The organism is Streptomyces sp. LHD-70, from assembly GCF_031157275.1.
In the GTDB taxonomy this organism is placed as follows: domain Bacteria; phylum Actinomycetota; class Actinomycetes; order Streptomycetales; family Streptomycetaceae; genus Streptomyces.
The window spans coordinates 350657-377397 of the sequence record NZ_JAVIFW010000008.1 but is presented as its reverse complement, the minus strand read 5'-3'; the positions used below and the strand labels follow the sequence as shown (position 1 = coordinate 377397).

Here is a 26741-nt window from a genome sequence, read left to right as displayed (position 1 = left end):
GTGAGCAAGACCGACACCGCAGCCGACGGCACCGAGCCCGCCCCGGCCCCCGAAGCCGCGGACGCGGGCGAGGAGAAAGACCTCGGCAGCGCCGGATCGCAGCTCAGCACCGCGCCCCAGGAGGACGCGGGTGGCGACGCCCCGAACCTGCCGGCGCTCGGCGTGATCGGCTGGGCCCGCTGGTTCTGGCGCCAGCTCACCTCGATGCGGGTCGCCCTGATCCTGCTCTTCATGCTGTCGCTCGGCGCGATCCCCGGCTCGCTCATCCCGCAGAACAGCGTCGACGAGCTCAAGGTGCAGGACTTCAAGGAGGCCCACACCACGCTCACGCCGATCTACGAGAAGCTCCAACTCTTCGACGTCTACAGCTCGGTGTGGTTCTCCGCGATCTACATCCTGCTGTTCATCTCGCTGATCGGCTGCATCGTCCCGCGCACCTGGCAGTTCGTCGGCCAGCTCCGCGGCCGCCCCCCGCGCGCCCCGCGCCGCCTCGACCGGCTGCCCGCGTACACGACGTGGCGCACCGACGCCGAGCCCGAGCAGGTGCGCGAGGAGGCCCTGGCGCTGCTGAAGAAGCGCCGCTTCCGCGCCGACCTCGCCGGGGACGCGGTCGCCGCCGAGAAGGGCTATCTGCGCGAGGCGGGCAACCTGCTCTTCCACATCTCGCTGATCGTGATGCTGATCGCCTTCGCCGCCGGCACGCTCTTCAAGTCCGAGGGCGGCAAGCTGATCACCGAGGGCGACGGATTCGCCAACACCCTGACGCAGTACGACGACTTCAAGTCCGGCAACCTCTTCGACAACGACAGCCTGGAACCGTTCAGCTTCACGCTCGACAGCTTCGAGGACACGTACGAGAAGAGCGGGCCCGAGAAGGGCACGCCGCGCATCTACAGGGCGCACGTCACCTACTCCGAGGGCGCCGACGGGCCGGAGAAGAAGAAGGCCGTCGAGGTCAACTCGCCGCTGGAGGTGAACGGCGCGAAGGTCCACCTCATCGGCCACGGCTACGCGCCCGTCGTCACCGTCAAGGACGGCCGCGGCGAGACCGTCTACCACGGTGCCGTGCCGATGCTGCCGATCGACTCCAACGTCACGTCGACCGGCGCCATCAAGGTCGCCGACGGCTACCGCGACAAGAACGGCAAGAAGGAACAGCTCGGCTTCAACGCCTTCTTCGTGCCGACCTTCGCGGGCGCGGGCAAGGGCGAGATGTTCTCGCAGTTCCCGGCGCCCGAGTACCCGGTGCTCGCGCTCTCCGCGTACCACGGCAGCCTCGGCGTCGACTCCGGGCTGCCGCAGAACGTGTACCAGCTGGACACCAAGAAGCTGAAGGAGTTCAAGGACGAGAACGGCCAGCTGTTCAAGCAGCGCATCCGGCCGGGCGAGACCATGACGCTCCCGAACGGCGCCGGCTCGATCACCTTCGAGAAGGACCTCAAGGAGTGGGCGTCCTTCCAGATCTCCCAGCAGCCCGGCAACGGCTGGGCGCTGATCGGCGCAGGTGCCGCCCTCGTCGGCCTGATCGGCTCGCTGTTCATCCAGCGCCGCCGCGTCTGGGTCCGTGCGGTGCGGCACGCCGACGGCACCACCGTCGTCGAGATGGCGGGCCTCGGCCGCAGCGAGTCCCCCAAGCTGCCCGAGGAGCTCGGCGACCTCGCCGGGCTGCTCTACGACAAGGCCCCGGGCGTACCCGAGCCGACCGAGCCGACCGAGTCCACCGAACCCTCCACACCCGAAGCTGTTCCTGCCGAAGGGGCTGAGAAGTGAATCTCGCCGCCGCCACCAACGAAAACCTGGCGAACATCAGCAACGTCCTGATCTATTCGTCGATGGCCGTCTACACCCTGGCCTTCCTCGCGCACATCGCCGAATGGACCTTCGGCAGCCGCAGCAAGGTCGGGCGCACCGCCGCCGCGCTCACCACGGAGAGCACGAGCGCCGCCGCCGCGCCCGCCGTGACCGTCAAGAAGGCCGGCGGCACCGCCGTCCTGGAGCGCCCCAAGGTCGTCACGCGCACCGCCTCCGGTACCCGTGACGTGCCGGACGGCCCCGGCGCGCACGGCGGCACCGAGAAGGGCGACATGTACGGCCGGATCGCCGTGTCGCTCACGGTGCTCGGCTTCCTGGTCGAGGCGGCCGGCGTCGCGACCCGCGCGCTCTCCGTCATGCGCGCCCCCTGGGGCAACATGTACGAGTTCTCGATCACCTTCTCCACGGTGGCCGTCGGCGCGTACCTGCTGCTCCTGGCGCTGAAGAAGAACGTCCGCTGGATCGGCCTGATCCTGATCACCACGGTCCTGCTCGACCTGGGCATCGCCACCAAGTGGCTCTACACCGACAGCGACCAGCTGGTCCCGGCCCTCGACTCGTACTGGCTGTGGATCCACGTCTCCACCGCCATCTTCTGCGGCGCGATCTTCTACCTCGGCGCGGTCGGCACGCTGCTCTACCTGTTCCGCGACTCGTACGAGAGCAAGCTCCAGGGCGGCGGCACCCCCGGCACCTTCGCGAGCTCGGTCCTCTCCCGGCTGCCCTCGGCGGCGTCCCTGGACAAGTTCTCGTACCGCATCAACGCCGCGGTCTTCCCGCTGTGGACGTTCACGATCATCGCGGGCGCGATCTGGGCGGGCGACGCCTGGGGCCGCTACTGGGGCTGGGACCCCAAGGAGGTCTGGTCGTTCGTCACGTGGATCGTGTACGCCTGCTACCTGCACGCCCGCGCGACGGCCGGCTGGAAGGGCCGCAAGGCCGCCTACCTGGCGCTCTTCGCCTTCGCGACCTGGCTGTGGAACTACTACGGCGTCAACATCTTCATCACCGGCAAGCACTCCTACGCCGGCGTCTGACCTGCACGGGTGCGGATGTTCCGCAACCGGGCCAGGCTGGTGCCATGACCGCGACGATCGGACAGGGCACCAGCCGGACCGAGAACGGAATCCAGCACCTCCACTTCGAGCTGCACCTTCCGCATCCCGTCGAGCACGCCTGGCTCGCCGTGGCCAGTGCGCGGGGGCTGCCGCAGTGGCTCGCCGCCGCCGATGTCCTCGAACCGAGGCTCGGCGGCGCCGTCGTACTGCGCTGGCTCAACCAGGTGGGCGAGCGCCACTCGGGGCGGGTCACCGCGTGGGACGTGGAGCGGATCGCTGAGTACACGCTGGACTCGCTGCACGGGCGGATGCGGTTCCATCTGGAACCGGACGGTACGGCGGGGACGACGCTGCGCTTCACCAACGAGTTCCACGGCGACGACTCCTTGCGCCTGGACTGCCTCGCGGGCTGGCACGACCACTTCGAGTACCTCGCGGAGGCGTTGTCCGGGCATCCGGCGGAGTGGTCGACGTGGACGCCTGATCGGTGGCGCAGATTCCGGGACGTGTACGCGTCGCGGAGTTTTTAGGGGCGCGGGGAACTGCGCGACCAGCCACGGCGGCGCAGCAGTCGAAAGGGAAAGCGAAGCCCTACTTGGGTGGGTTCCCCTGGTCGTCCTCGTCCAGATCCGGCTCCGGCTCGTCCTTCTTGAGCGACTGCAGGAAATCCGGGTTGTCGTCCGGCGCGACCCAGCCGCCGCCGCGTGCCCTGGACGGACGCCGCGCCGTGCGGTCGCGGCCGACGATCAGCCAGGAGATCGAGCCGACCAGCGGAAAGAGCAGCACGAGGATCGCCCAGAGCGGCTTGGGGACGTATCGGACCTCCTGCTCATCGGTGGTGATGCAGTCGATGAACGCGTAGATGCTGAGTGCCAGCGGCACCAGGATCAGCAGCACCCGGAACATGAAGCCGTCCCCCTGCGTGTGGAGTGCCGGGGCCGGGTGACGGCCCCCGTGACAGGTCAAGCGTAGCGAGTAGCCGATACTGGTCCCTATGGCTTACGACGATCTTCGCTCCCTGCTCCGGGCGCTGGAGCGCGAGGGCGACCTGAAGCGCATCAAGGCCGAGGTCGACCCGTATCTGGAGGTCGGTGAGATCGTCGACCGGGTGAACAAGGCCGGCGGCCCCGCCCTGCTCTTCGAGAACGTGAAGGGCGCCTCGATGCCCCTCGCGATGAACGTGTTCGGCACCGACCGCCGCCTCCTGAAGGCGCTCGGCCTCAAGTCGTACGCGGACATCAGCGACAAGATCGGCGGTCTGCTCAAGCCCGAGCTGCCGCAGGGGTTCGTCGGCATCCGCGAGGCCTTCGGCAAGCTCGGCGCGATGACCCACGTACCGCCGAAGAAGGTGAAGTCGGAGAACGCCCCCGTGCAGGAGGTCGTGCTCACCGGCGACGACGTGGACCTGGAGCAGCTGCCCGCGCTGTTCACCTGGCCCGAGGACGGCGGCTCGTTCTTCAACCTGGGCCTCACCCACACCAAGCACCCGGAGACGGGCGTGCGCAACCTCGGCCTGTACCGGCTGCAGCGGCACGACAAGCGCACCATCGGCATGCACTGGCAGATCCACAAGGACAGCCGCAACCACTACCAGGTCGCCGCCCAGCGGGGCGAGAAGCTGCCGGTCGCGATCGCCTTCGGCTGCCCGCCGGCCGTGACGTACGCGTCCACGGCGCCGCTCCCCGGTGACATGGACGAGTACATGCTGGCCGGGTTCATCCAGGGCAAGCGCGTCGAGATGGTCGACTGCAAGACGGTGCCGCTGCAGGTGCCGGCCAGCGCCGAGGTCGTCATCGAGGGCTGGCTGGAGCCCGGCGAGATGCTGCCGGAGGGCCCGTTCGGCGACCACACCGGGTTCTACACGCCGCAGGAGCCGTTCCCCGCCCTCAAGATCGACTGCGTGACGATGCGGAAGCGCCCGCTCCTGCAGTCGATCGTGGTCGGCCGCCCGCCGACGGAGGACGGTCCCCTCGGCCGCGCCACGGAACGCTTCTTCCTCCCGCTCCTCAAGGTGATCGTCCCGGACATCGTGGACTACCACCTGCCGGAGTCCGGCGGCTTCCACAACTGCGCGATCGTCTCGATCGACAAGAAGTACCCGAAGCACGCGCAGAAGGTCATGCACGCCATCTGGGGCGCGCACATGATGTCCCTGACGAAGCTGATCGTCGTCGTGGACAAGGACTGCGACGTGCACGATCTGCACGAGGTCTCCTGGCGCGCGCTCGGCAACACCGACTACGCCCGCGACCTCACGATCGTGGAGGGCCCGGTCGACCACCTCGACCACGCCTCGTACCAGCAGTTCTGGGGCGGCAAGGCGGGCATCGACGCGACGAAGAAGCTGCCCGAGGAGGGCTACACGCGCGACGGCGGCTGGCCGGACATGGTCGAGTCCGACCCGCGCACGGCGGCCCTCGTGGACCGCCGCTGGAAGGAGTACGGACTCAAGTGAGCAGTGCCGCAGCAGCCGTCCCGCAGCCGGGGCGCACGAAGGCCTTCCTGCGTCTGGTCATGATCGAGCACTCGGTGTTCGCGCTGCCCTTCGCGTACATCGCCTCGCTGACCGCGATGTTCCAGCTCGACCGGACCATCCACTGGGGCCGGCTGCTCCTGGTGACGATCGCGATGGTGGGCCTGCGCACGTTCGCGATGGCCGCCAACCGGATCATCGACCGCGAGATCGACGCCCGCAATCCGCGCACCGCCCACCGCGAGCTCGTCACCGGCGCGGTCTCGGTGAAGTCGGCGTGGACGGGCGCGCTGATCGCCCTGATCGTGTTCCTGGGCGCCGCGGCCCTGCTCAACCCCCTCTGCCTGGCCCTGGCCCCCGTCGCGGTGATCCCGATGGTGGTCTATCCGTACGGCAAGAGGTTCACGAACTTCCCGCAGGCGATCCTCGGCCTGGCGCAGGCGATGGGCCCGGTGGGCGCCTGGCTCGCGATCACGGGTTCGTGGTCCTGGGACGCCGTGATCCTGGGCCTGGCCGTGGGCATCTGGATCGGCGGGTTCGACCTGATCTACGCCTGCCAGGACGTGGAGACGGACCGCGAGGTCGGCGTGCTGTCGGTGCCGGCGCGCTTCGGCATCCCGGCGGCGATCCGGGGGGCGCGCGGCTGCCACCTGGTGACGACGGGCCTGTTCGTCTGGTACGCGCTGTCCACGGACGCGGGCGTGTTCTTCTGGCTCGGCCTGGTGATCGCCGCGGCGGCGTTCCTGTACGAGCACACGATCGTGCGGCCCCATGATCTGTCGCGCCTGAACCGTGCGTTCTTCCAGGTCAACGGGTTCATCGGGATCGCGCTGTTCGTGTGCGCGCTGATGGATCTGGTGGTGCGGGGGCTGGGGGCCTGATCAATCGCCGCCGGAGGGGCTGAAATGGTCGGCCCAGCCTGAGAAATCCAGCCCGTCCGGCGTTTGAGGACGAGCCCGGAGGGCGATCGACGGTCACCCGGTCGACGTTGCCGGGCCCCGTGTCCTGCGGAAAAGCACCGCCGCCAGCACCCCACCGAGCAACCCGAACAAGTGCCCCTGCCAACTGACCCCCGTAGCCGTCGGCAGGACCCCCCACAGGATCGAGCCGTACACCGCGAGGACAAGGACGCCGATCAGGACGTCGACCGCGCGGCGGTCCACGAAGCCGCGGACCAGGAGATAGCCGAAGAGGCCGAAGACGACTCCGGACGCTCCGGCCGTCACCGAGTGGGTGGGCGCGAAGAACCAGACGCCGAGGCCGCTGAACACCACGATCAGCGCGACGACGGCGCCGAAGCGGCGAAGCCCGGAGAGCGCGGCCAGGAAGCCGAGGACGAGCAGGGGCACGCTGTTCGTCGCGACGTGGTCGAAGCCGAAGTGCAGGAACGCGGCCGGGACCACGTCCCACAGCTCGCCCGGGACGCGCGGCGTGACGCCGTACGCGTCGAGGGCGTGGCCGCTCGCCACGTCGATCACTTCGAGCACCCACAGCAGGGCCACCCAGGCCACCATCACGACGGCGGCCGTCATCGCGCGCCGCCTGCCGGACGACGGGCTCGAACGCTGCGGTGCGGGGTCTGCGTACGCCATGGGGATCGCCTCCTGGAAGCATCCTGGAACCGCCTCCTGTCCGCTCAACGCCCGGTGGGGTCTGCCCGGTTCCGGCCCTGCGGATAGGCTCGTGGCGTGCAGCCCGTACCCGAACACACCCCGCAGCGCCGACCCTGGGTGGTCGGTGTCTCCGGCGCGTCCGGCACGCCGTACGCCGCGGCCGTGCTGCGCGCACTGCTCGCCGCGGGCGAGAGCGTGGACCTGGTCGTCAGCCGTGCCTCGCGGCTGACGCTGCTCGACGAGACGGGCATCTCGTTCCGCGACGCACACTGGCAGGACGACCTCCGGGAGTGGCTGGCGCGCGGGGCGGACGGCAAGCCGGACGCGTACGCGCCGCTCGATGTGACGGACGTGCGGTACTGGGCGGCGGGCGACCTCGCCGCGGGCCCCTCGTCCGGCTCGTACCCGACGCGCGGGATGCTGATCGTGCCCGCGTCCACGGCCTGCGTGGCCGGAGTCGCGCTCGGGCTCTCGAAGGACCTGCTGCAGCGGACGGCGAGCGTGACGCTCAAGGAGGGGCGGAAGCTGGTCGTCGCCGTGCGGGAGACCCCGCTGAACGGCCAGACGCTGAAGCAGCTCGTCGCGCTCGACGAGGCGGGCGCGACCGTACTGCCCGCCTCACCGGCGTTCTACGCGGGGGCGACGCACATCCAGGACCTGGTGGACTTCGTCGCCGGGCGAGTGCTCGACGCGGCGGGGGTGCCGCACGGCCTGTACCGCCGCTGGGAAGGAGAGCTCGGTGGCGGCTCTCGGGAGGCCTAGGGCCTGCCCTTCTCCTGGAATCTGAAAGATCGCCGGTGATCTGGTAAAAGAATCACAGGGGTGCGACCCTGTGTGCCTTAGATTGAGGCATAGACGCAGACGCCGACGCAGACTCGTGGCATCGCTGAACAATGGAAGGCGCCAGGCATATGGACGCGGTGGACAGGCAGCTCATCCAGGCCCTGAGGGAGAACGGCAGGGCCTCGTACGCCGAACTCGGCCGGCTCGTCGGCCTCTCCGGCCCCTCCGTCACCGACCGCATCAACCGCCTGGAGGCGGCGGGCGTGATCACGGGCTATCGCGCGACCGTCGACTCGGCCGCCCTCGGCCTCGGTGTGACCGCTCTGGTCGGCATCTCCCTGTCCGACGCCACGGACCACGAGGACGTGGCGTACCGCCTCAAGGACCTCGGCGAGATCGAGGACTGCTGGTTCATCGCGGGTGACGACTCGTACATGCTCAAGGTGCGCGTCGACGACGTGGACGGTCTGGAGAAGACCATCCGCCGGCTGAGCGGCACGAAGGGCGTCTCGCGTACCCGTACCACGATCGTGCTCTCCACCAAGTGGGAGAACCGGGTCGGGGAACTGCCCGAAGAGGTCTGACGCGCAGCGTCGTGGGGGCACCTCCCGCCCGAAGGGTGGGGGAAGTACGGTTGGCGGCAGTTGTCGTAGCGAGAGGTTGAGGCATGGACGCGGGACTCAAGCGGGACCTTGAGCAGAAGGTGCTGGCCGGTGAGCGGCTGTCCCGCGAGGACGGGATCGCTCTCTACGACTCGGACGACCTGGCCTGGCTCGGCAGTCTCGCCCACGAGGTGCGCACCCGTAAGAACGGTGACGTGGTGCACTTCAACGTCAACCGCCACCTCAACATGACGAACGTGTGCACCGCGTCGTGCGCGTACTGCTCGTTCCAGCGCAAGCCGGGCGAGAAGGACGCGTACACGATGCGCATCGAGGAGGCGGTGAAGCTCGCCCAGGAGATGGAGGGCGAGAACCTCACCGAGCTGCATATCGTCAACGGCCTGCACCCCAACCTGCCGTGGCGCTACTACCCGCGCTCGCTGAGCGCCCTCAAGGAAGCCCTGCCGGACGTCTCCCTCAAGGCCTTCACCGCCACCGAGATCCACCACTTCGAGACCATCTCCGGCATGCCCGCCTCCGAGATCCTCGACGAGCTGATCGAGGCCGGCCTCGAGTCGCTGACCGGCGGCGGCGCGGAGATCTTCGACTGGGAGGTCCGGCAGCACATCGTGGACCACGCCACCCACTGGGAGGACTGGTCGCGCATCCACCGCCTCGCGCACGAGAAGGGTCTGAAGACCCCGAGCACGATGCTGTACGGGCACATCGAGGAGCCCCGGCACCGCGTCGACCACGTGCTGCGCCTGCGTGAACTGCAGGACGAGACCGGCGGGTTCCAGGTCTTCATCCCGCTGCGCTACCAGCACGACTTCGTCGACATGCAGGACGGCAAGGTCCGCAACCGGCTGCAGGCGCGCACGCAGATGGCCACCGGCGCCGAGGCCCTGAAGACCTTCGCGGTCTCGCGCCTCCTCTTCGACAACGTCCCGCACGTCAAGGTCTTCTGGGTGATGCACGGCGTGCAGACCGCCCAACTCGCCCTGCAGCACGGCGCGGACGACATGGACGGCTCGGTCGTCGAGTACAAGATCACGCACGACGCCGACAACTACGGCACGCCCAACAAGCTCACCCGCGAGGACCTGCTCGACCTGATCCGCGACGCAGGCTTCCGCCCGGTCGAGCGGAACACCCGGTACGAGATCATCCGCGAGTACGAAGGCCCGGACCCGGAGCGCCGCGAGGCCCCGCAGCCGATGCGCTTCTGAGGCGCACGCTCCATGGCGCTGCGCTTCGTCTTCGAACCCCGGGTCGGTCCCGACCTCGGCCGGGACATCGTCCGGCTGTGGGCGGACGTCACCAACGCGGGCGGCGCCGTCGGCTTCGTCCCGCCGGTCACCGCGGAGTCCGTCCGGCCCGAGTGGCTGAAGCACCTGGAGTCCATGGCCGACGGCCGCACCCGGCTTCTCGTGGGGTATGACGAAGAGGGCGCCGTCGCCGCGACGGCCTTCCTCGCCCTCAACGCGCACCGCCTGATGCGCCACTGGCTCTGGCTCTACACCGTGATGCTGCACCCCGCCCACCAGGGCAAGGGGTACGGCCGGGAGCTGATGGCCGCGGCCGGTGACGCGGCCCGCTCGCTCGACGGGATCGAGGGCATCCGCCTCACCTGCCGCGGCGGCGAGGGCCTGGAGCGGTTCTACGAGTCCTGCGGCTACAAGGAGGTCGGCCGGGTGCCGTCCGCGATCCGCGTCGCCCCGCACGACCTCCGGGACGACGTCACGATGTGGCTCCCGCTGCACTGAATCCGATGGGCTGAGCCCCCTGAGCTGATCCATTTGCGGGCGTGCTTCACTAGTCGGACACCCCGCAGACGTACGAGCAGAGAGAAGGCGAGCCGTGGCACCGAAGCCGAGCGCCACCGTCCGGTACACCGCGATGCGGCTTGGCATCTTCGCCGCCTGCTTCTTCGCGATCTGGGGACTCGTCTTCCTCGGCGTGCTGCCGCGCGGCCTCGGCGACTCGAACCTGCTGTGGGTGCTCGTGCTCGCCATCGTCGTCTCCGCGCCGCTCAGCTTCGTGCTGCTGCGCGGGCAGCGCGAGGAGATGTCCGCGCAGATCGTCGGCTCGGTCGACCGCGCGAAGTCCAAGCTGGCGGACAACCGCAGCATGGAGGACGGCGTGCGGGAGCTGTAACACGTACGTCACCGCGTACGTCAACGCGTAGTCAACGCGTACGTCGTCGAGAGCTGTAACTCTCGTCACAGACACATCGGCACCCCGGTGACCGAGCAGCCGCTCGGAGGCCGGGGTGCCTGCGTTTTCGTGCCTCATCCGGGGTGGATGGCTGGAAATCCTCCCCAAAGACACCCTTTGATGTTCTCAAAGTTCAAGTGTTAACGTGTTCGACATGAAGACAGCAGTTGCGCCCCGCACCGCCGTGAGCGGTCCGCTCATGGGCACGAGCGTTCCGCTCGTCGCGCGCCTGCATGTCGACCTCTGCCGCTGCATGTCCGCGGCCTGTTGCCGCGTCTGAGCGACATCAATGCAGTGGCGCCGCGCACTCCTTTCCGCGGCAGCCGCTCCACGCAAGTCACGCCATGCCACACGCATGAGCACGTACGTCCCTGACCGCGCGTCTTCACCGGAGTGTGTCCGTGTCCGCGAATTCCCCCGCCGCCACCGAGAAGCCGTCGGGCTTCCGAATACCCAAGGTCCCGTTCTGGGCCCAGATCGTCGCCGGTCTGGTCCTCGGTGTCCTGCTCGGCTGGCTGGCCCGGAGCCAGGACGTCTCCTGGCTCGTCACCACCCTCGACAAGGTCGGCTCGATCTTCGTCCAGCTGCTCAAGCTGGCCGTCGCGCCGCTCGTCTTCTTCGCCATCCTGGTGTCGATCACCAACCTGCGTAAGGTCAACAACGCCGCGCGGCTGGCGACGCGCACGCTGCTCTGGTTCATGATCACCTCGCTGATCGCGGTGGTCATCGGCCTCGCCATCGGTCTGCTGACCAACCCCGGCGCCGGTACCGGCCTCACTCCGAAGGACGGCGCGAAGCCGGAGAGCGCGGGCACCTGGCTGGACTTCCTCACCGGCATCATCCCGGAGAACGTGATCACGCCGTTCACCGAGCTGAACGTCCTGCAGATCGTCTTCATGGCCGCCGTCGCCGGTATCGCCATCCTGAAGATCGGCGAGAAGGCCAAGCCGATCCTGGACCTCAGCGAGTCGGTCCTGACGCTGCTGCAGAAGGCCCTGTGGTGGGTCATCAAGCTCTCCCCGATCGGCACCGTCGGCCTCATCGGCTACGCCATCGCCACGTACGGCTGGGACCTGATCGGCAAGTACGCGACCTTCACCGCGGACATCTACATCGGCTGCGCCCTGGTGCTGTTCGGCGTCTACCCGCTGCTGCTCGCGACCGTGGCCAAAGTCAACCCGCTGAAGTTCTTCAAGGGCGCCTGGCCCGCGATCCAGCTGGCCTTCGTCTCCCGCTCCTCGGTCGGCACCATGCCGGTCACCCAGAAGGTCACCGAGCGCCTCGGCGTCCCGAAGGACTACACCTCCTTCGCCGTCCCGTTCGGCGCGACGACCAAGATGGACGGCTGCGCCGCGATCTACCCGGCGATCGCCGCGATCTTCGTCGCGCAGATCTTCGACGTGCAGATGGGCATCAAGGAGTACATCCTGATCGCCTTCGTCTCCGTCGTCGGCTCCGCCGCCACCGCCGGTCTGACGGGCGCCACGGTCATGCTGACGCTGACCCTGTCGACGCTCGGCCTGCCGATGGAGGGCGTGGGCCTGCTCCTCGCCATCGACCCGATCGTGGACATGATGCGCACCGCCACCAACGTGGCCGGCCAGTCGGTCATCCCGATCCTGGTCGCGGCCCGGGAGAACATCCTGGACCGCAAGGCGTACGACAGCGCGTCCTCGTCCCTTACGGACGAGCCGCTCGACGAGTCGGCTGACGCGGCGGACAGCGACCGGCAGGCCGTGCCGGTGCCTGCCTGACGCGGTGAGCGTCACCCCCTCGTGGTGAACCCGCGCCCCGGACCGGGAAACTGGTCCGGGGCGCGGTCGTACGTAGGGGGGACCAGTGAGCAGGACGTGGGTCTGGGTTGTGCCCGGGGCCGGAGTCGTGACCGGCGGGCTCGGGGCGTGGCTGCTCGGGCGGGCCTGGCGGGACTGTGACATCGGGATCAACGCGGCGGCGAACTCGCTCCCGCTGGCGCTGGTCTTCCTCGGGCTCACCGCCGTGGCGGCGCTCTGGTGGTGGCTCGCGCTGTCCCGGCTCGGGGCGGCCGGACCGGCAGGCGCCGTGCTCGGCTCGCTGCTCCTCGTCTGGGGCGTGCTGGCCTGGCTGCACGCGCCCGCCGAGTACCCGGCGCCCCTCTGCCCGCCGGGCAACGTGCCGCCGTGGTGGCCGGAACTGCTGCCGCTCTGAGTGAGGTGCGCTTGTCCGGAGTCGTAGGCTTACCGCGGAGTAATCGTGAATCGGGGAGGGCGACCGGCGTGGGCGCTGTGAAGGGCAAGCGGATGCCGCGGGCCGTACGGGAACGGCAGATGATGGACGCCGCCGTGCGGACCTTCGCCCAGCGCGGGTACCGGGCCGCGTCCATGGACGAGATCGCGGAGCTCGCCGGGGTGTCCAAGCCGCTGGTCTACCTCTATCTGAACTCCAAGGAAGAGCTGTTCACCGCGTGCATCCGCCGGGAGGCGGCGGCGCTCGTCGAGGCGGTGCGGTCGGCGATCACGCCCGGCGAGCCCGCCGACGCTCAACTCTGGTCCGGGCTGCGGGGGTTCTTCACGCACACCGCCGAACACCCGGACGGCTGGGCGGTCCTGCACGCACAGGCCCGCACTCAGGGCGAGCCGTTCGCGCGCGAGGTCGCCGTGATGCGCGAGGAGATCGTGGCGTTCGTGACGCTGCTGATCGCGGAGGCCGCCCGGGAGGCGCACCGCAACCCGTCGCTGCCCGAACGCGAGGTGGCCGGCCTGGCGGAGGCCCTGGTGGGAGCGGCGGAGGCCCTCGCGGTCTGGGCGAACACCGCGGAGGGCGTCACCGCGAAGCAGGCCGCGACCACGCTGATGAACTTCGCCTGGGCGGGCTTGGGGAACCTGATGCGGGGGGAGCCCTGGTCCCCGCCCCGATAGGAGCGCGGGGCTGTGACATCGTGCGGCTCCCCGCCCTGATAGGGGCGCGGGGCCAGTGACATCGTGCGGCTCCGCCGCGTGGGCGCGAAAGCCGAGCCCCGTACGACCCGCGCCTACCGGACGAACCCGCTCAGGTGCACCCGTTCCCCCGCCCCCCGCAACGCGAACCGCTCACCCTCCGCACCGTAGGAAACCCGCCCCGGCAGCAGCACCGGCGCCCTGAACTCGGCGTGCACCCGCACCGACCCCTCCGCGCCGTGCTCGGCGAGGCACCGCGCGACCGTCCACATCCCATGGGCGATGGCCCGCGGAAACCCGAACAGCTTCGCCGTGAGCGGGTGCAGGTGGATGGGGTTGCGGTCGCCGGAAGCCGCCCCGTACCGCCGCCCGAGATCCCCGGGCAGGTCCCACTCGGCGCGCACGGGCAACGGCCCGTCGGCCGCGGCGCGCTCGGGACCCGGCCCCTCGTACGACGTGGAGTGGCGCGCGAGGTACGTACTGCGGGACTCCCAGACCAGCTCCCCGGCGAGCCGTGCCTCGGTGACGAGGAGAGCCTCCGTTCCGCGTCGGTGCGGGCTCAACTTCTCGGCGTACACCGTGAGTTCGGGCCGTTCGTCGGCGGAGAGCGGCCGGTGCTGGTCGACGGCGAACGTCGTATGGACGAGACCGAGCAGCGGCAGCGGAAACTCACGGGCCGCCATCAGCCGCATGGCCAGCGGAAAGCCCAGGATGTGCGGATACGTCACCGGGAGCTCGGCGCTCGACGCAGTGGATCCGGACCCCGGGAAGCCGCACACCGCCCGGTATGCGGCCAGCCGGCCCGGGTCGATCGCCGCATCCCGCAGCACCAGCCGCGTCGGCGGGGCGACGGCACCCTCCGCGACCCGCTTCAGCGGGGACCGCAGCGCACCCCGTGCGAGCAGCGGCGTGAGGCTCGGTGCGGAGTCGAGTCGTACGACCGTCATCGTCAGGCCCCCAGAAGGCTCTGGCCGCAGACGCGGACGACCTGGCCGTTGACCGAGCCGGAGGCCGGGTCGGCGAACCAGGCGGTGGTCTCCGCGACGTCGACCGGAAGGCCGCCCTGCGCGAGGGAGTTCATGCGGCGGCCCGCCTCGCGGATGAAGAGCGGTACGGCGGCGGTCATCCTGGTCTCGATGAAGCCGGGCGCGACCGCGTTCACGGTGACGCCGTGCTCGGCGAGCGCGCGCGGCGCGAGGGAGCGGACCAGGCCGATGATCCCGGCCTTGGCGGCCGCGTAGTTGGTCTGGCCGACGTTGCCCGCGATCCCCGCGATGGACGCGGTGGCGACGATCGCCCCGCCGCGGTTCAGGGTGCCGGACGCGAGCAGCGAGTCCGTCGTACGCAGCACGGCCGCGAGGTTGACCTCCAGGACCGAACTCCAGCGCTCGGCGGGCATGTTGGCGAGCTTGCGGTCCCGCGTGATGCCGGCGTTGTGGACCAGCACGTCCAGGCCGGCCACGCCCTCGGGGAGTGCGGCGGCGATCCGCTCGCCCGCGTCGTCGGCGGTGATGTCGAGCGGCAGCGCGGTCCCGCCGAGCCGCTCGGCGAGCTGCGCCAACTCGTCCTGGGCGGACGGGATGTCGAGGACGACGACCTGCGCGCCGTCCCGCGCGAGGGTCTCCGCGACCGAGGCGCCGATGCCCCGCGCCGCACCCGTGACCAGAGCGGTACGCCCGCCGAGCGGCCGGCCCGGCTCGACGGCCTCCGGGGCTACGGCCTCCCGGTCGACCGAGGACGCGCCCACCTCGATCACCTGACCGCTGACGTAGGCGGACTTGGGCGAGAGCAGAAACCGCAGCGTCGACTCGGCCGCCGCCGCGGAGTCGGTACGGACGAGACGGACCAGCGTGACCGTACGGCCACGGCCTGCCTCCTTGCCGAGGGAGCGCACGAACCCTTCGAGGCCCTGCTGGACGGCGGCCTGGTGGTGGTCCGCGGCCGAGGGCGCCGAGCCGAGCACGACGATCCGGCCGCCCGGCGCGACGGAGCGCACCACGGGGTGCAGGGCGGCGTGCACCCCCGCGAGTGCGCCGACGTCGGCGACGCCGGTGGCGTCGAGCACGACGGCGGCGGGCCGCTCGGTGCCTGATTCGAGTCCGGTGCGGGCGAGCACCTCGTCCAGGCCCTTGAGCGCGGAGGAACCGGCGGTCAGCCGCAGCAACGGGCCGTCCAGGGACGGGTGTTCGGCCGACCAGCGGCGCAGCGGGGCGGGCTGCGGGAGCCCGAGCCTGCGGGTCAGGAAGCGGCCGGGCGCGGTTCCGGTGAAGTTCAGATAGCGGTCGGCCATTGTCCAACTCCCAGCTCGGTCGTAAATTTACTTCTGAGTAAGGTTACTCAAGAGTCAGGAGCTGGTCGAGATGAGCACCGAAGAAGCCGCCGGGAACGGCGGAGCCGGCGGAAGCAGTGGTGACCGAGGGGAGGGCGGGGTCCGCCGCGTCGCGGTCATCGGCGGGAGCCGTATCCCGTTCGCCCGTTCCGACGGCCCGTACGCCACCGCGTCCAACCAGGAGATGCTCACGGCCGCGCTCGACGGCCTCGTCGACCGCTTCGGGCTGCACGGCAGCCGCGTCGGCGAGTTCGTCGCGGGCGCCGTCCTCAAGCACAGCCGGGACTTCAACCTCGCGCGCGAGACGGTCCTCGGCTCCGCACTCGACCCGCGCACTCCCGCGTACGACATCCAGCAGGCCTGCGGCACCGGCCTGCAGGCCGTGATCGCCGCCGCCAACAAGATCGCGCTCGGCCAGCTCGACAGCGCGATCGCGGGCGGCGCCGACACCGCGAGCGACGCCCCGCTCGGCGTCAACGACAAACTGCGCAAGATCCTCCTGGAGGCGCGCCGGGCGAAGTCGGCAGGCGCCCGGGCCAGGGCCCTCGCGAAGATCCGCCCCGGCCACCTCGTCCCGGACATCCCGCGCAACGCCGAGCCGCGTACGCACCGGTCGATGGGCGAGCACGCGGCCGTGACGGCGCGGGAGTGGGGCGTGCGCCGCGAGGACCAGGACGCGCTCGCCGCCACCAGCCACCAGCGGCTCGCCGCGGCCTACGACCGGGGCTTCCTCGACGCCCTCGTCGTGCCCTTCCGCGGCCTGGAGCGGGACCAGAACCTGCGCCCCGACTCCACGGTCGGGAAACTCGCCAGGCTCAAGCCGGTGTTCGGCACCGACGGCCCCGACCCGACCATGACGGCGGGCAATTCGACCCCGCTCACCGACGGCGCCGCGACCGTGCTGCTCGCCGACGAGGAGTGGGCGGCCGCGCGCGGCCTCACCCCGCTCGCGTACCTCACGACGTACGAGACGGCCGCCGTCGACTTCGTGGACGGCGACGTGACCGGCAGGGGCGGCGACGGACTCCTCATGGCCCCGGCGTACGCGGTGCCGCGGATGCTGGAGCGGGCCGGGCTCGGTCTGGCCGACTTCGACCTGGTCGAGGTGCACGAGGCGTTCGCCTCGCAGGTCCTCGCCACGCTCGCCGCCTGGGAGAAGGCGGGCCTCGGCCCGGTCGACCGGGACCGCCTCAACGTCGCCGGCTCGTCCCTCGCCACCGGCCACCCCTTCGCCGCGACCGGCGCCCGGATCGTCGCCACGCTCGCCGAACTCCTCGCCGAACGGGACGCTCCCGCACGGGGGTTGATCTCCATCTGCGCGGCCGGCGGACAGGGCGTGACCGCGATCCTCGAACGCGCCTGACGGCCCCTGACGGCCACCGAACCACTCACCCTCAAGGAGTCGCGTGCCCCGTAAGACCCCGGCCCCCGCGCCGCCCCCGCTCGTCGAGCCGCACAAGACCGTCACGGACGGCGTCGTACGCGAGGTGTCCGTGCCGCCCCTCGCGCCCGTGGTGACCGTGGGCTCGCTCGCGGACATACCGTACGACAACGCCGAACAGGCGCCCACCGAGGCCGTGTTGAGCCGCAAGGAAGCCGACGGCACGTGGCGGGAGGTGACGGCGCGGCAGTTCGCCGACGAGGTGCGGGCACTCGCCAAGGGGCTGATCGCGCACGGCCTGCGCCCCGGCGACCGGCTCGCGATCATGGCGCGTACGACGTACGAGTGGACGCTCCTCGACTTCGCCGCCTGGTCGGCGGGCCTGGTCACCGTCCCCGTCTACCCGACCTCGTCCGCCTTCCAGACCCGCTGGATCCTCCAGGACTCCGGGGCGGTCGCCGTCGCCGTGGAGACCGCGGGGCAGGCCGCCGCGCTCGGCCCCGAACGCGACCGGCTGCCGGACCTCGCGCACGTGTGGACCTTCGCCGACCTGCCCGCCGTGGCCGGAGCGGGCGACGGCCTCGACGACGTCGAGGCGGACAAGCGGCGCGCGGCCCTCACCCCCGACTCCACCGCCACCCTCATCTACACCTCCGGCACCACCGGCCGCCCCAAGGGCTGCGTCCTCACCCACGGCAACTTCTTCGCCGAGGTCGACAACGCCATCGAACTCCTGCACCCGGTCTTCAAGTCCCTCACCAAGGAGCCCGCCTCCACCCTCCTCTTCCTCCCCCTCTCGCACGTCTTCGGACGGATGGTCGCCATCGGCTGCCTGCGCGCCCGCGTACGGCTCGGGCACGCGCCCAGCATCCAGACCGAGGACCTGCTCGCCGACCTCGCCGGCTTCAAGCCGACCTTCCTGCTTGCCATCCCGTACGTCCTGGAGAAGGTCTTCAACACCGGCCGCGCCACCGCCGAGAAGCTCGGCCGCGCCGCCTCCTTCGACCGCGCGGCGAACATCGCCCGGCGCTACGGGGAGGCGGTCGAGGCCGCCGAACACGGCACCGGCCCCGGCCCCACGGTCGGCCTCAAGGTGGCCCGCGCGCTCTACGACCGGCTGGTCTACCGGCGCATCCGGGCGGCCCTCGGCGGCAAGGTGCGGTACGCGATCTGCGGCGGCTCCCCGCTCGGCCGACGGCTCGCGGCGTTCTACGCGGGCGCCGGGATCCAGATCTACGAGGGGTACGGCCTCACGGAGACCACCGCCGCCGCCACGGTCACCCCACCGCTGCGGCCCCGCCTCGGCACCGTGGGCTGGCCGCTGCCCGGCACGGCGGTGCGGATCGCGGACGACGGCGAGGTGCTGCTCTCCGGCGGCCAGGTCTTCCACGGCTACTGGGACGGGCAGTCGGGCACGTCCGCCCCCGCCTACGACAAGTGGTTCGGCACCGGGGACGTGGGCGCCCTCGACGCGGACGGCTACCTCTCCATCACCGGCCGGAAGAAGGACATCCTCATCACCACGGGCGGCAAGAACGTCGCCCCCGCGCCCCTGGAGGACTGGCTGCGCGCGCATCCGCTGGTCGGCCAGTGCATGGTCATCGGCGACAACCGCTCGTACGTCGCCGCGCTGCTCACCCTCGAACCGGACGGCATCGCGCACTGGCGCCGGATGATGAAGAAGCAGGACGTGCCGATGGCTGAGCTCGTCCAGGACCCGGAGCTCCTGGAGACCCTCCAGAAGGCGGTCGACGAGGCCAACAAACTGGTCTCCCGCGCGGAATCCATCCGCCGCTTCCGGGTCCTCCCGGTCGACTTCACGGAGGAGGCGGGCCATCTCACGCCATCCCTGAAGCTCAGGCGTGCGGCGATCGAGACGGCTTTCGCACCGGAGATAGACCACTTGTACGCCCAACGCCGCCCATCCTGACCCTCCCCCTCCCAGGCCCCCAACGAAGAGGCCTGGGGGCTTACCCCCCCAGGCCCCCCGATCCCGGGGCTTCACCCCTGGACCTTGCTTCGGGGTTCACCCCCGGGCCCTGCTCGGGGTTCTCGCCCTCGGGCCCGCTCGGGGTTCTCGCCTTCGGCCCCTGCTCGGGGTTGTGGCCTCCGGGCCCTGCTCGGCGTTGCGGGCTCCCGCTCGGGGCTGCGGCCCTTCGCCGTGCTTTCGGGGGCTGCAGTTCCCGTGTGCCCCGCTCGGGTCTGCTGCCCTTGGGCTTTGTTTCGGGGTTGCGCTCCCAGGCCTTGCTCGGTCTGCTGCCCTTGGGCTTTGTTTCGGGGTTGCGCTCCCAGGCCTTGCTCGGTCTGCTGCCCTTGGGCTTTGTTTCGGGGCTGCGCCCCCAGGCCCTGCTCGGGGCTGCCGCCCTTGGACCTTGGTTCGAGGCCCCGGGGGCCCCGCTCGGGGTTGCGGCCCCTTCGCCCCGCTGCGCGGGTTGCGGCCCCTCCTCCCCGCTGCGCGGGCTGCGGATCCTGGCTCCTGCCGGGGCTGCCGCTTCCGGGGTTCCGCTCTGGGCTGCTGCTCTCGGGCTTCTGGCTTCGGGGGTTGTGTCCCCGGCCGCCATCCCGTGGGCCGCGCCCTCGGACCGCTCTGACGGCTGTCGCTGCTGGAGACCGCTCCGAGGGCCAGCCCTCGGCCGCCCTCCTCAAACCCGGAGGAGCTGAGATGTGCGGGCGTCGGCATGCACGGGGAGCGAGCCCGATTTCAGCCCGTCCGGCGTTTGAGGACGAGCGCGGAGCGCGACTGGGGGCCAGGGGCGGAGCCCCGGAGTGGGGCCCGGGGGAGCGAGCCTGATTTCAGCCCGTCCGGCGTTTGAGGACGAGCCCGAAGGGCGATCGGGGGTTCGGGGCGGAGCCCCCGAGCAGGGGGCAGGGGGCGCGCCCCAGGAGCCGTCCGCTGAGGACTTCGGGAAGGGGCGGGGAGGGGAGAGAGCAGCAAGGGCCGGGAGGCGGCGCCCCCACCCCCCGCCTATCGTGACCCGAGAAGCACCCGCACGGAGGGTCACCACATGCGCACACGCAGTGTGATAGCCGGAGCCGCCGCGCTCGCCCTCCTGGGCACCGGCGCCCCGGGGGCCACCGCATCCGACCGCGTCCCCGACCTGCGCCGCTTCTACCAGCAGAAGGTCACCTGGGGCGACTGCAAGGGCCTGACCGGGGCACCCGACGGGATGCAGTGCGGCCGCGTGACCGTCCCACTCGACTACGCCGCCCCCGAGAAGGGCACGATCGACCTCGCCCTGAACCGCATCCCCGCCTCCGGCGACAGCCGCGGCTCACTGCTCGTGAACTTCGGCGGCCCGGGCGGCCCGGGCGTGGCCGGACTCGTCGGCTCGGCCAAGCAGTTCGAGGACCTGGCCAAGGGCTACGACATCGTCGGCTTCGACCCGCGCGGCGTCGGCACCAGCTCCCCGGTGACCTGCGGCGACGGCAGCGACATGCCGGACGAGCCGCTGGCCGACGACGCGAGCACCGTCCTGAGGCAGGCGACCGAGCAGTGGCAGGTGTGCCGCAAGCACTCGGGCCCGGTCGCGGACCACATCGGCACCATCAACGTCTCCCGCGACCTGGACGTCATGCGCGACGCCCTCGGCGACGACAAGCTCAACTTCTTCGGCTTCTCGTACGGAACCCGCCTCGGCGCCGTCTACACCGGCCAGTTCCCGCACAAGGTGGGCCGCATGGTCCTCGACGGCGTCGACACGCTCACCGAGCCGATGGTGGAGCAGACGCGGGTGGCCGTCGAGGGCCAGCAGACCGCGCTCGACAACTTCGTCACCTGGTGCTCCCGGAACGCCGGCTGCGTCCTGGGCGACAACTCGCGGGACGCCAGGCAGAACATGACCGAGCTGGTGAACCAACTGAACGAGCGCCCCATCCCGCTCGGCGACGACGGGGAGTACGGCGGCGACGACCTGGTCAACGCCCTCGGCACGGCCCTCTACCACCGCGACGCCTGGCCCTACCTCTCCCAGGCCCTCGCCAACGTGGTCGCCGACCGCGACCCGCGGGCGCTGCTCCGCCTCACCGGCGTACCGATCCCGCCCCCGGACGAGTACGCCGGTCGGGGCATCGTCGCCCAGAAGGACGTCCCGCCGGACAACTTCGGCGTCGCGCTCGCCATGGTGAACTGCGCCGACGACCCGGACCGGCTCACCGCAGCCCAGCTCTCCGACACGAAGCTGATCAAGAGCCTCGTCGACGACTACACCGAGGCGTCCCCGATCTTCGGCCCCGCCCGCCTCGAACAGGTCCTGCTCTGCGCCGGCCAGCCCAAGGGCACCGACTTCATCCGCGGGATCCACGACGTCGACACCCCGCGCTTCCTGCTCGTCGGCACCCGCGGCGACCCGGCCACCCCGTACCGGTGGGCCGTCGAGACCGCCCAGCGCCTCGGCGACCAGGCCGTCCTCCTGGACAACCACGGCGACGGCCACACCGGCTACTTCTCGTCCAAGTGCGTGGCCCAGAAGGCCGACGACTTCCTGCTGTACGGCGAGTTGGGCCGCGGCGGCCTCTACTGCGGCGAGGAGTAGGCCTCAATGCGAGGGGCTCGCCTCCCGGTACCACGAGAAGTATGCGAGAGGGACTCGCCTCCCTGTACCACGAGAAGTATGCGAGAGGGAAAGGCACCGGGAAATCCCCGCGACCGAAGGTGGTCAATTATTGAACTTCTTCGGGGCCGCGGGGAAGGGGGCCAGTTTGCCGATGCGCGGGCATTCCCATTCCCTCGGTTCCCGTCCCTGGACAGCGAAAGCCGACGCGGACAAAAGGCAGGAGCCCCGCCGCCGCACGAAGCGGGGGCGAGGCTCCTTGGGTACTGCTATCCGTACCGGATCAGAACCGAGAGGTTCCTGGCCTGATTAGGCCGGGGTGACGTTCTCGGCCTGCGGGCCCTTGGGGCCCTGCGTGACGTCGAACGTCACGGCCTGGTTCTCCTCGAGGGAGCGGAAGCCAGACGCGTTGATCGCGGAGTAGTGGACGAAGACATCCGGGCCGCCGCCTTCCTGGGCGATGAAGCCAAAGCCCTTTTCAGCGTTGAACCACTTCACGGTTCCGGTAGCCATAAAGCCCTCCCATGGGCCAAAGAGTGTCCCTGCTCCAGAACCCCACGCGTGTCAAGCACAACCGCAAAAGTCTGAAAACGACGAGAGCCCGCGGTCACATGCTCCGCAGGCTCTGTACTGCAAGGGAAACTAAACTGCAACTTGCGGCGAGCCTAGCACGCAGTCGGCCGTAAGCGATAGAGGGCAAGATCACGTCACCCGGATGTCCGACAAGCGGCGCGAAGTCGTTGAGATCCGTGCATCCGGGGGACGCCGGGGCGCCTCATCAAGGACGCGTGGCGGACCCAGGCGAGGCACCGTATCGCGCGGGGGCTAGCCTCGCGATGTGGACAATTCTCCTCGCAACCGCCCGCGCGTCGGGCACATCCAGTTCCTGAACTGCCTGCCCCTGTACTGGGGTCTCGCGCGGACGGGAACCCTGCTCGACCTGGAGCTCACGAAGGACACCCCGGAGAAGCTCAGCGAGCGGCTCGTACGCGGTGATCTGGACATCGCCCCGATCACCCTCGTGGAATTCCTCAAGAACTCCGACCGGCTCGTGGCCATGCCGGACATCGCCGTGGGCTGCGACGGGCCCGTGATGTCCTGCGTGATCGTGTCGCAGCTGCCGCTCGACCAGCTCGACGGGGCCAGGGTCGCGCTCGGCTCCACGTCCCGTACCTCCGTACGGCTCGCGCAGCTGCTGCTCGCCGAGAGCGTCGGCGTCACGCCCGACTACTACACGTGCCCGCCCGACCTCGGCCTGATGATGCGCGAGGCGGACGCCGCCGTGCTCATCGGGGACGCGGCGCTGCGCGCCAACCTGCACGACGGGCCGCGCCTCGGCCTCCAGGTCCACGACCTCGGCCAGATGTGGAAGGACTGGACGGGCCTGCCGTTCGTCTTCGCCGTCTGGGCCGCCCGGCGCGACTACCTGGAGCGCGAGCCCGAGGTGGTGCACAAGGTGCACGAGGCGTTCCTCGCCTCCCGGGACGTGTCCCTGGAGGAGGTCACCAAGGTCGCCGAGCAGGCGGCCCGCTGGGAGAGCTTCGACGCGAGCGTCCTGGAGCGCTACTTCACGACGCTCGACTTCCGCTTCGGTCCTGACCAGCTCGCCGGAGTGCGCGAGTTCGCCCGCCGGGTCGGCCCCAGCACGGGTTTCGACGCGGACGTACGGGTCGACCTGCTGCAGGCCTGATCCGCCCCTGGCCCGCCCCACCCCCTCGCCCCGTAGGCTGCTGGAGGACGGGCGGGACAACGCGGGACAACGGGGGAGGGGCCTCATGCAGCCGCTGGATGCCGGAGAGCCGACCGCCGTCGGGCCGTACCGGCTGCTCGGCCGGCTCGGCGCGGGCGGCATGGGCCGGGTCTACCTGGGGCGCAGCTCCGGCGGCCGCACCGTCGCCGTCAAGGTCGTCCACCCGCACTTCGCGCTCGACGAGGAGTTCCGGGCCCGCTTCCGGCGCGAGGTCGACGCCGCGCGCCGGGTCGGCGGGGCCTGGACGGCGCCCGTGCTCGACGCCGACCCGGAGGCCTCGGTGCCCTGGGTCGCCACCGGGTACGTCGCAGGACCGCCGCTGAACCGTGCCGTGGGCGAGCGCGGTGTGCTGCCCTCGCTGCCCGAGCAGGCGGTACGCGTCCTGGGCGCGGGCCTCGCCGAGTCGCTCGCCGCGGTGCACGCCCTCGGCCTGGTCCACCGTGACGTGAAGCCGTCCAACGTGCTGCTCACCCTGGACGGCCCACGCCTGATCGACTTCGGCATCGCCCGCGCCACCGACGGCACGGCCTCGCTGACCTCGACCGGCGTCTCCGTGGGCTCGCCCGGCTACATGGCGCCCGAGCAGATCCTCGGCAAGGGCGTCACCGGCGCCGCCGACGTCTTCTCGCTCGGCGCGGTCCTGGCGTACGCGGCGACGGGCGGCGCGCCCTTCGCCGGTGACTCCTCGGCCGCGCTGCTCTACAAGGTCGTCCACGAGGAGCCCGAACTCCACCTCCCGGAAGGGGAGTTGCGCGCGCTCGTCGCCGACTGCCTCGCCAAGGACCCGGCCGCCCGGCCCACGCCCGAGGAGATCGCCCGGCGGCTCGCGCCCGAGGGTGCCTCCGCCCTCGCGGTCTCCGGCTGGCTGCCCGGGCCGCTGGTCGAGCAGGTCAGCCGCAGCGCCGTCAGCCTCCTCGACCTGGAGGCCCAGCCCGAACCGGCCTCGGGGCTCGTGGAGTTCAGCAACCCCTCGGTGGGCCGGCCGCCCGCGCCCGCGCCCGACGCGGGTACGGGGCCCGGGTCCACGAGCACCGGCTCGGACGGCGGCCCCGCCTCCCGCCACTTCGACCCGCGCAGCGCCGAGCCCCCGCCGCCCGGCGTGCCCGGTTTCGGGCCGCCCGACCCGACGTACGCCGAGGACGCCGCCCGGCACGCCACCGCCACCTCGGCCTCCTCTTCCGGCGGGCCGGAAGGGGCCGGTGCCGTACCGCCGCAGCGTGGCCGCCTCGCGGTGACCGTGGACGCGGGCAGCACGCCGGGCGAGGGCGGCCGGGGGCGGCGGATGAGCTGCACCGTGGCGCTCGCGGTCACGGGGGCGCTCGCCGCCGTCACCGTCGGCGGGGTGTTCATGTCCGGGATGCTGCCCGGCCGCGACGGTGACAACAGCGCGGGCAAGAAGCCGCCGGCGGACAGCAGCCAGGAGCCCGGCGCCAAGCCTGGCCAGAGCGTCCCGAAGCGCTACCTCGGCACCTGGGAGGGCAAGGCCGAGGCCTTGGACGGCGCGCTGCCGTCCGGCACGGTCCGGGTCGTCGTCGAACAGGCCCGTCCCGGCGAGGAGTTCGGCACCGCGAGCATGACGGACGAGCTGGGCCTGAGCACCTGCACGGACGTGCTGGTCCTGAAGAAGGTCACGGAGAAGGAGATCGTCGCCACGGGCCGCGCCAAGGTGAAGGGTGACGCCCGCTGCACGGACAACGACCACACGGTCCGCCTCACCCCGGTCGGCGACGACCTGGAGTACACGTCGGAGAACCCGGAGGGCGGCAACCCGAAGGCGCGGCTGTCCCGTCGCTAGGGCCCGTCTCCCCGATCTTCGCGGGTCCACGACGCCTGGCACGCACTCTCGCCGCACGCCCGAATCACCCAAGTACGTCCAGTACGAGGGCGATCCGGGCGCACGCCGAGAGCACGCACCAGACGCCGCGGCCTGATCCGCGAAGATCGGGGAGACGGGCCCTGGCACGCACGCGGGGCCTCGCAACGGGGGTGTCGTACCCCTGGCGTACGCTGGATCAGTCCGCGCGTAAGACCGCCTGAAACCGCCTGAAAGGGACCCCGGTGACCGAGAAGGCCTCCCTCCAGTCCATTCTCGACCGTGCCGCCGAGGGCGGGCGGATCACCCCGGAAGAGGCCCTCGACCTCTACCGCTCCGCGCCGCTGCACGCGCTCGGCCGCGCCGCCGACGCCGCGCGCAAACTGAGGTACGCGGGCACGGAGCACATCGCGACGTACATCATCGAGCGGAACATCAACTACACGAACGTCTGCGTGACGGCGTGCAAGTTCTGCGCGTTCTACGCCGCCCCGAAGGACAAGAAGAAGGGCTGGACCCGCGACCTCGACGACATCCTGCGCCGCTGCGCGGAGACCGTCGAACTGGGCGGCACCCAGGTCATGTTCCAGGGCGGCCACCACCCGGACTTCGGCGTCGAGTACTACGAGGAGCACTTCTCGGCGATCAAGAAGGCCTACCCGCAGCTGGTCATCCACTCCCTCGGCGCCTCCGAGGTCGAGCACATGGCGCGGATCTCCGGGGTCAGCGCCGAGGACGCGATCCGGCGGATCCACGCGGCCGGTCTCGACTCCTTCGCGGGCGCCGGTGCCGAGTTGCTCCCGGCCCGGCCGCGCAAGGCGATCGCGCCGCTCAAGGAGTCCGGCGAGCGCTGGCTGGAGATCATGGAGCTCGCCCACGAGCTCGGCGTGGAGTCCACCTCCACGATGCTGATGGGCACGGGCGAGACCAACGCCGAGCGCATCGAGCACCTGCGCATGATCCGCGACGTCCAGGACCGGACGGGCGGCTTCCGCGCCTTCATCCCGTACACGTACCAGCCCGAGAACAACCACCTCAAGGGCCGGACGCAGGCGACGATCTTCGAGTACCTGCGGATCATCGCCATCGCCCGCCTCTTCCTCGACAACGTCGCGCACATCCAGGGCTCCTGGCTGACCACCGGCAAGGAGATCGGCCAGCTCACCCTGCACTACGGCGCGGACGACCTCGGCTCGGTCATGCTGGAGGAGAACGTCGTCTCCTCCGCCGGTGCCAAGCACCGCTCCAACCTGCAGGAGATCATCGAGATGATCCGCACCGCGGATCGCGTCCCGGCCCAGCGCTCCACGACGTACGAGCACCTGGTGGTGCACGACGACCCGGCGAACGACCCGGTCGACGAGCGCGTCGCCTCGCACATCTCGTCCATCGCGATCGAGGGCGGCACGGCCCACCCCGAGCTCAAGCTGCTCTCCAGTAACTGA

The 26741-nt window shown here is 70.8% G+C and carries 25 protein-coding genes; 20 read left to right on the top strand and 5 right to left on the bottom strand.

Going from position 1 to position 26741, the window contains the following annotated elements; translation table 11 throughout:
- From RCO28_RS18625 to RCO28_RS18615, 3 genes are read left to right on the top strand one after another with little or no spacing between them, the layout of a single operon-like run.
- Nucleotides 1-1770, top strand: coding sequence for a cytochrome c biogenesis protein ResB (locus RCO28_RS18625; RefSeq protein WP_308942244.1), 1770 nt, complete (start codon nt 1-3; stop codon nt 1768-1770).
- A complete protein-coding gene (gene ccsB, locus RCO28_RS18620; protein WP_308942243.1) occupies nt 1767-2849 on the top strand; it encodes a c-type cytochrome biogenesis protein CcsB in 1083 nt (360 codons plus the stop codon). The genes RCO28_RS18625 and ccsB overlap by 4 nt, the downstream gene beginning before the upstream one ends.
- 44 nt (nt 2850-2893) lie before the next feature.
- On the top strand, nt 2894-3400 hold the full coding sequence (locus RCO28_RS18615; RefSeq protein ID WP_308942242.1) for an SRPBCC family protein: 507 nt from the start codon (nt 2894-2896) through the stop codon (nt 3398-3400).
- A gap of 61 nt (nt 3401-3461) precedes the next feature.
- On the opposite strand, the gene RCO28_RS18610 is transcribed toward RCO28_RS18615, so the two are convergent.
- Entirely contained in the window at nt 3462-3776 is a 315-nt protein-coding gene (locus RCO28_RS18610) for a PLD nuclease N-terminal domain-containing protein (protein WP_308942241.1), read from the bottom strand.
- 88 nt (nt 3777-3864) lie between these two features.
- On the opposite strand from RCO28_RS18610, the gene RCO28_RS18605 reads away from it, so the two are divergent.
- Both RCO28_RS18605 and mqnP read left to right on the top strand, forming a co-directional pair.
- A complete protein-coding gene (locus RCO28_RS18605) occupies nt 3865-5325 on the top strand; it encodes a menaquinone biosynthesis decarboxylase (protein ID WP_308942240.1) in 1461 nt (486 codons plus the stop codon).
- A complete protein-coding gene (gene mqnP / locus RCO28_RS18600; protein WP_308942239.1) occupies nt 5322-6224 on the top strand; it encodes a menaquinone biosynthesis prenyltransferase MqnP in 903 nt (300 codons plus the stop codon). Before RCO28_RS18605 ends, mqnP begins: the two co-directional genes overlap by 4 nt.
- 93 nt (nt 6225-6317) lie before the next feature.
- Here the strand turns inward: mqnP and RCO28_RS18595 are convergent, their stop codons facing one another.
- Nucleotides 6318-6935, bottom strand: a complete 618-nt coding sequence (locus RCO28_RS18595; RefSeq protein ID WP_308942238.1) for a rhomboid family intramembrane serine protease — start codon at nt 6933-6935, stop codon at nt 6318-6320.
- Nucleotides 6936-7031: 96 nt separating this feature from the next.
- On the opposite strand from RCO28_RS18595, the gene RCO28_RS18590 reads away from it, so the two are divergent.
- The 9 genes from RCO28_RS18590 (at nt 7032) to RCO28_RS18550 (ending at nt 13455) form a co-directional block, all read left to right on the top strand.
- Entirely contained in the window at nt 7032-7718 is a 687-nt protein-coding gene (locus RCO28_RS18590) for a UbiX family flavin prenyltransferase (protein ID WP_308942237.1), read from the top strand.
- A 149-nt stretch (nt 7719-7867) separates the two neighbouring features.
- Nucleotides 7868-8323, top strand: a complete 456-nt coding sequence (locus tag RCO28_RS18585) for an Lrp/AsnC family transcriptional regulator (protein WP_308942236.1) — start codon at nt 7868-7870, stop codon at nt 8321-8323.
- An 83-nt stretch (nt 8324-8406) separates the two neighbouring features.
- Nucleotides 8407-9570 carry an aminofutalosine synthase MqnE gene (mqnE, locus tag RCO28_RS18580; RefSeq protein ID WP_308942235.1) on the top strand — a complete coding sequence of 388 codons (1164 nt, stop codon included), beginning with the start codon at nt 8407-8409 and terminating at the stop codon, nt 9568-9570.
- Between the two features lie 12 nt (nt 9571-9582).
- Nucleotides 9583-10107 carry a GNAT family N-acetyltransferase gene (locus RCO28_RS18575; RefSeq protein WP_308942234.1) on the top strand — a complete coding sequence of 175 codons (525 nt, stop codon included), beginning with the start codon at nt 9583-9585 and terminating at the stop codon, nt 10105-10107.
- A 133-nt stretch (nt 10108-10240) separates the two neighbouring features.
- Nucleotides 10241-10498, top strand: coding sequence for a DUF4229 domain-containing protein (locus RCO28_RS18570; RefSeq protein WP_374991194.1), 258 nt, complete (start codon nt 10241-10243; stop codon nt 10496-10498).
- Between the two features lie 214 nt (nt 10499-10712).
- Nucleotides 10713-10838: a hypothetical protein gene (locus tag RCO28_RS18565; RefSeq protein ID WP_308942232.1), complete on the top strand. Its 126-nt coding sequence runs from the start codon at nt 10713-10715 to the stop codon at nt 10836-10838.
- A gap of 121 nt (nt 10839-10959) precedes the next feature.
- Complete coding sequence (locus RCO28_RS18560) at nt 10960-12312, top strand: dicarboxylate/amino acid:cation symporter (protein WP_308942231.1); 1353 nt, start codon at nt 10960-10962, stop codon at nt 12310-12312.
- 85 nt (nt 12313-12397) lie between these two features.
- Entirely contained in the window at nt 12398-12745 is a 348-nt protein-coding gene (locus RCO28_RS18555) for a hypothetical protein (RefSeq protein WP_308942230.1), read from the top strand.
- A gap of 68 nt (nt 12746-12813) precedes the next feature.
- The gene (locus RCO28_RS18550) at nt 12814-13455 is read left to right on the top strand and encodes a TetR/AcrR family transcriptional regulator (RefSeq protein WP_308942229.1); all 642 of its coding nucleotides are present in this window, start codon (nt 12814-12816) and stop codon (nt 13453-13455) included.
- Nucleotides 13456-13568: 113 nt separating this feature from the next.
- On the opposite strand, the gene RCO28_RS18545 is transcribed toward RCO28_RS18550, so the two are convergent.
- A complete protein-coding gene (locus tag RCO28_RS18545; protein ID WP_308942228.1) occupies nt 13569-14420 on the bottom strand; it encodes a MaoC/PaaZ C-terminal domain-containing protein in 852 nt (283 codons plus the stop codon).
- 2 nt (nt 14421-14422) lie between these two features.
- Nucleotides 14423-15763: a 3-oxoacyl-ACP reductase gene (locus RCO28_RS18540; RefSeq protein WP_308942227.1), complete on the bottom strand. Its 1341-nt coding sequence runs from the start codon at nt 15761-15763 to the stop codon at nt 14423-14425.
- A gap of 70 nt (nt 15764-15833) precedes the next feature.
- Between RCO28_RS18540 and RCO28_RS18535 the strand changes: the two genes are divergently transcribed.
- The 3 genes from RCO28_RS18535 (at nt 15834) to RCO28_RS18525 (ending at nt 21715) form a co-directional block, all read left to right on the top strand.
- Nucleotides 15834-17165: an acetyl-CoA C-acetyltransferase gene (locus RCO28_RS18535; RefSeq protein ID WP_308942226.1), complete on the top strand. Its 1332-nt coding sequence runs from the start codon at nt 15834-15836 to the stop codon at nt 17163-17165.
- A gap of 43 nt (nt 17166-17208) precedes the next feature.
- On the top strand, nt 17209-19113 hold the full coding sequence (locus RCO28_RS18530; protein WP_308942225.1) for an AMP-dependent synthetase/ligase: 1905 nt from the start codon (nt 17209-17211) through the stop codon (nt 19111-19113).
- A gap of 1075 nt (nt 19114-20188) precedes the next feature.
- Complete coding sequence (locus RCO28_RS18525) at nt 20189-21715, top strand: alpha/beta hydrolase (RefSeq protein ID WP_308942224.1); 1527 nt, start codon at nt 20189-20191, stop codon at nt 21713-21715.
- Between the two features lie 327 nt (nt 21716-22042).
- On the opposite strand, the gene RCO28_RS18520 is transcribed toward RCO28_RS18525, so the two are convergent.
- On the bottom strand, nt 22043-22246 hold the full coding sequence (locus RCO28_RS18520; RefSeq protein WP_016645643.1) for a cold-shock protein: 204 nt from the start codon (nt 22244-22246) through the stop codon (nt 22043-22045).
- Between the two features lie 325 nt (nt 22247-22571).
- Here RCO28_RS18520 and RCO28_RS18515 point away from each other — a divergent pair, with 325 nt between their 5' ends.
- The 3 genes from RCO28_RS18515 (at nt 22572) to mqnC (ending at nt 26741) form a co-directional block, all read left to right on the top strand.
- A complete protein-coding gene (locus RCO28_RS18515) occupies nt 22572-23423 on the top strand; it encodes a menaquinone biosynthesis protein (RefSeq protein WP_308942223.1) in 852 nt (283 codons plus the stop codon).
- A gap of 85 nt (nt 23424-23508) precedes the next feature.
- On the top strand, nt 23509-25278 hold the full coding sequence (locus RCO28_RS18510; protein ID WP_308942222.1) for a protein kinase: 1770 nt from the start codon (nt 23509-23511) through the stop codon (nt 25276-25278).
- 263 nt (nt 25279-25541) lie between these two features.
- On the top strand, nt 25542-26741 hold the full coding sequence (mqnC, locus tag RCO28_RS18505) for a cyclic dehypoxanthinyl futalosine synthase (RefSeq protein WP_308942221.1): 1200 nt from the start codon (nt 25542-25544) through the stop codon (nt 26739-26741).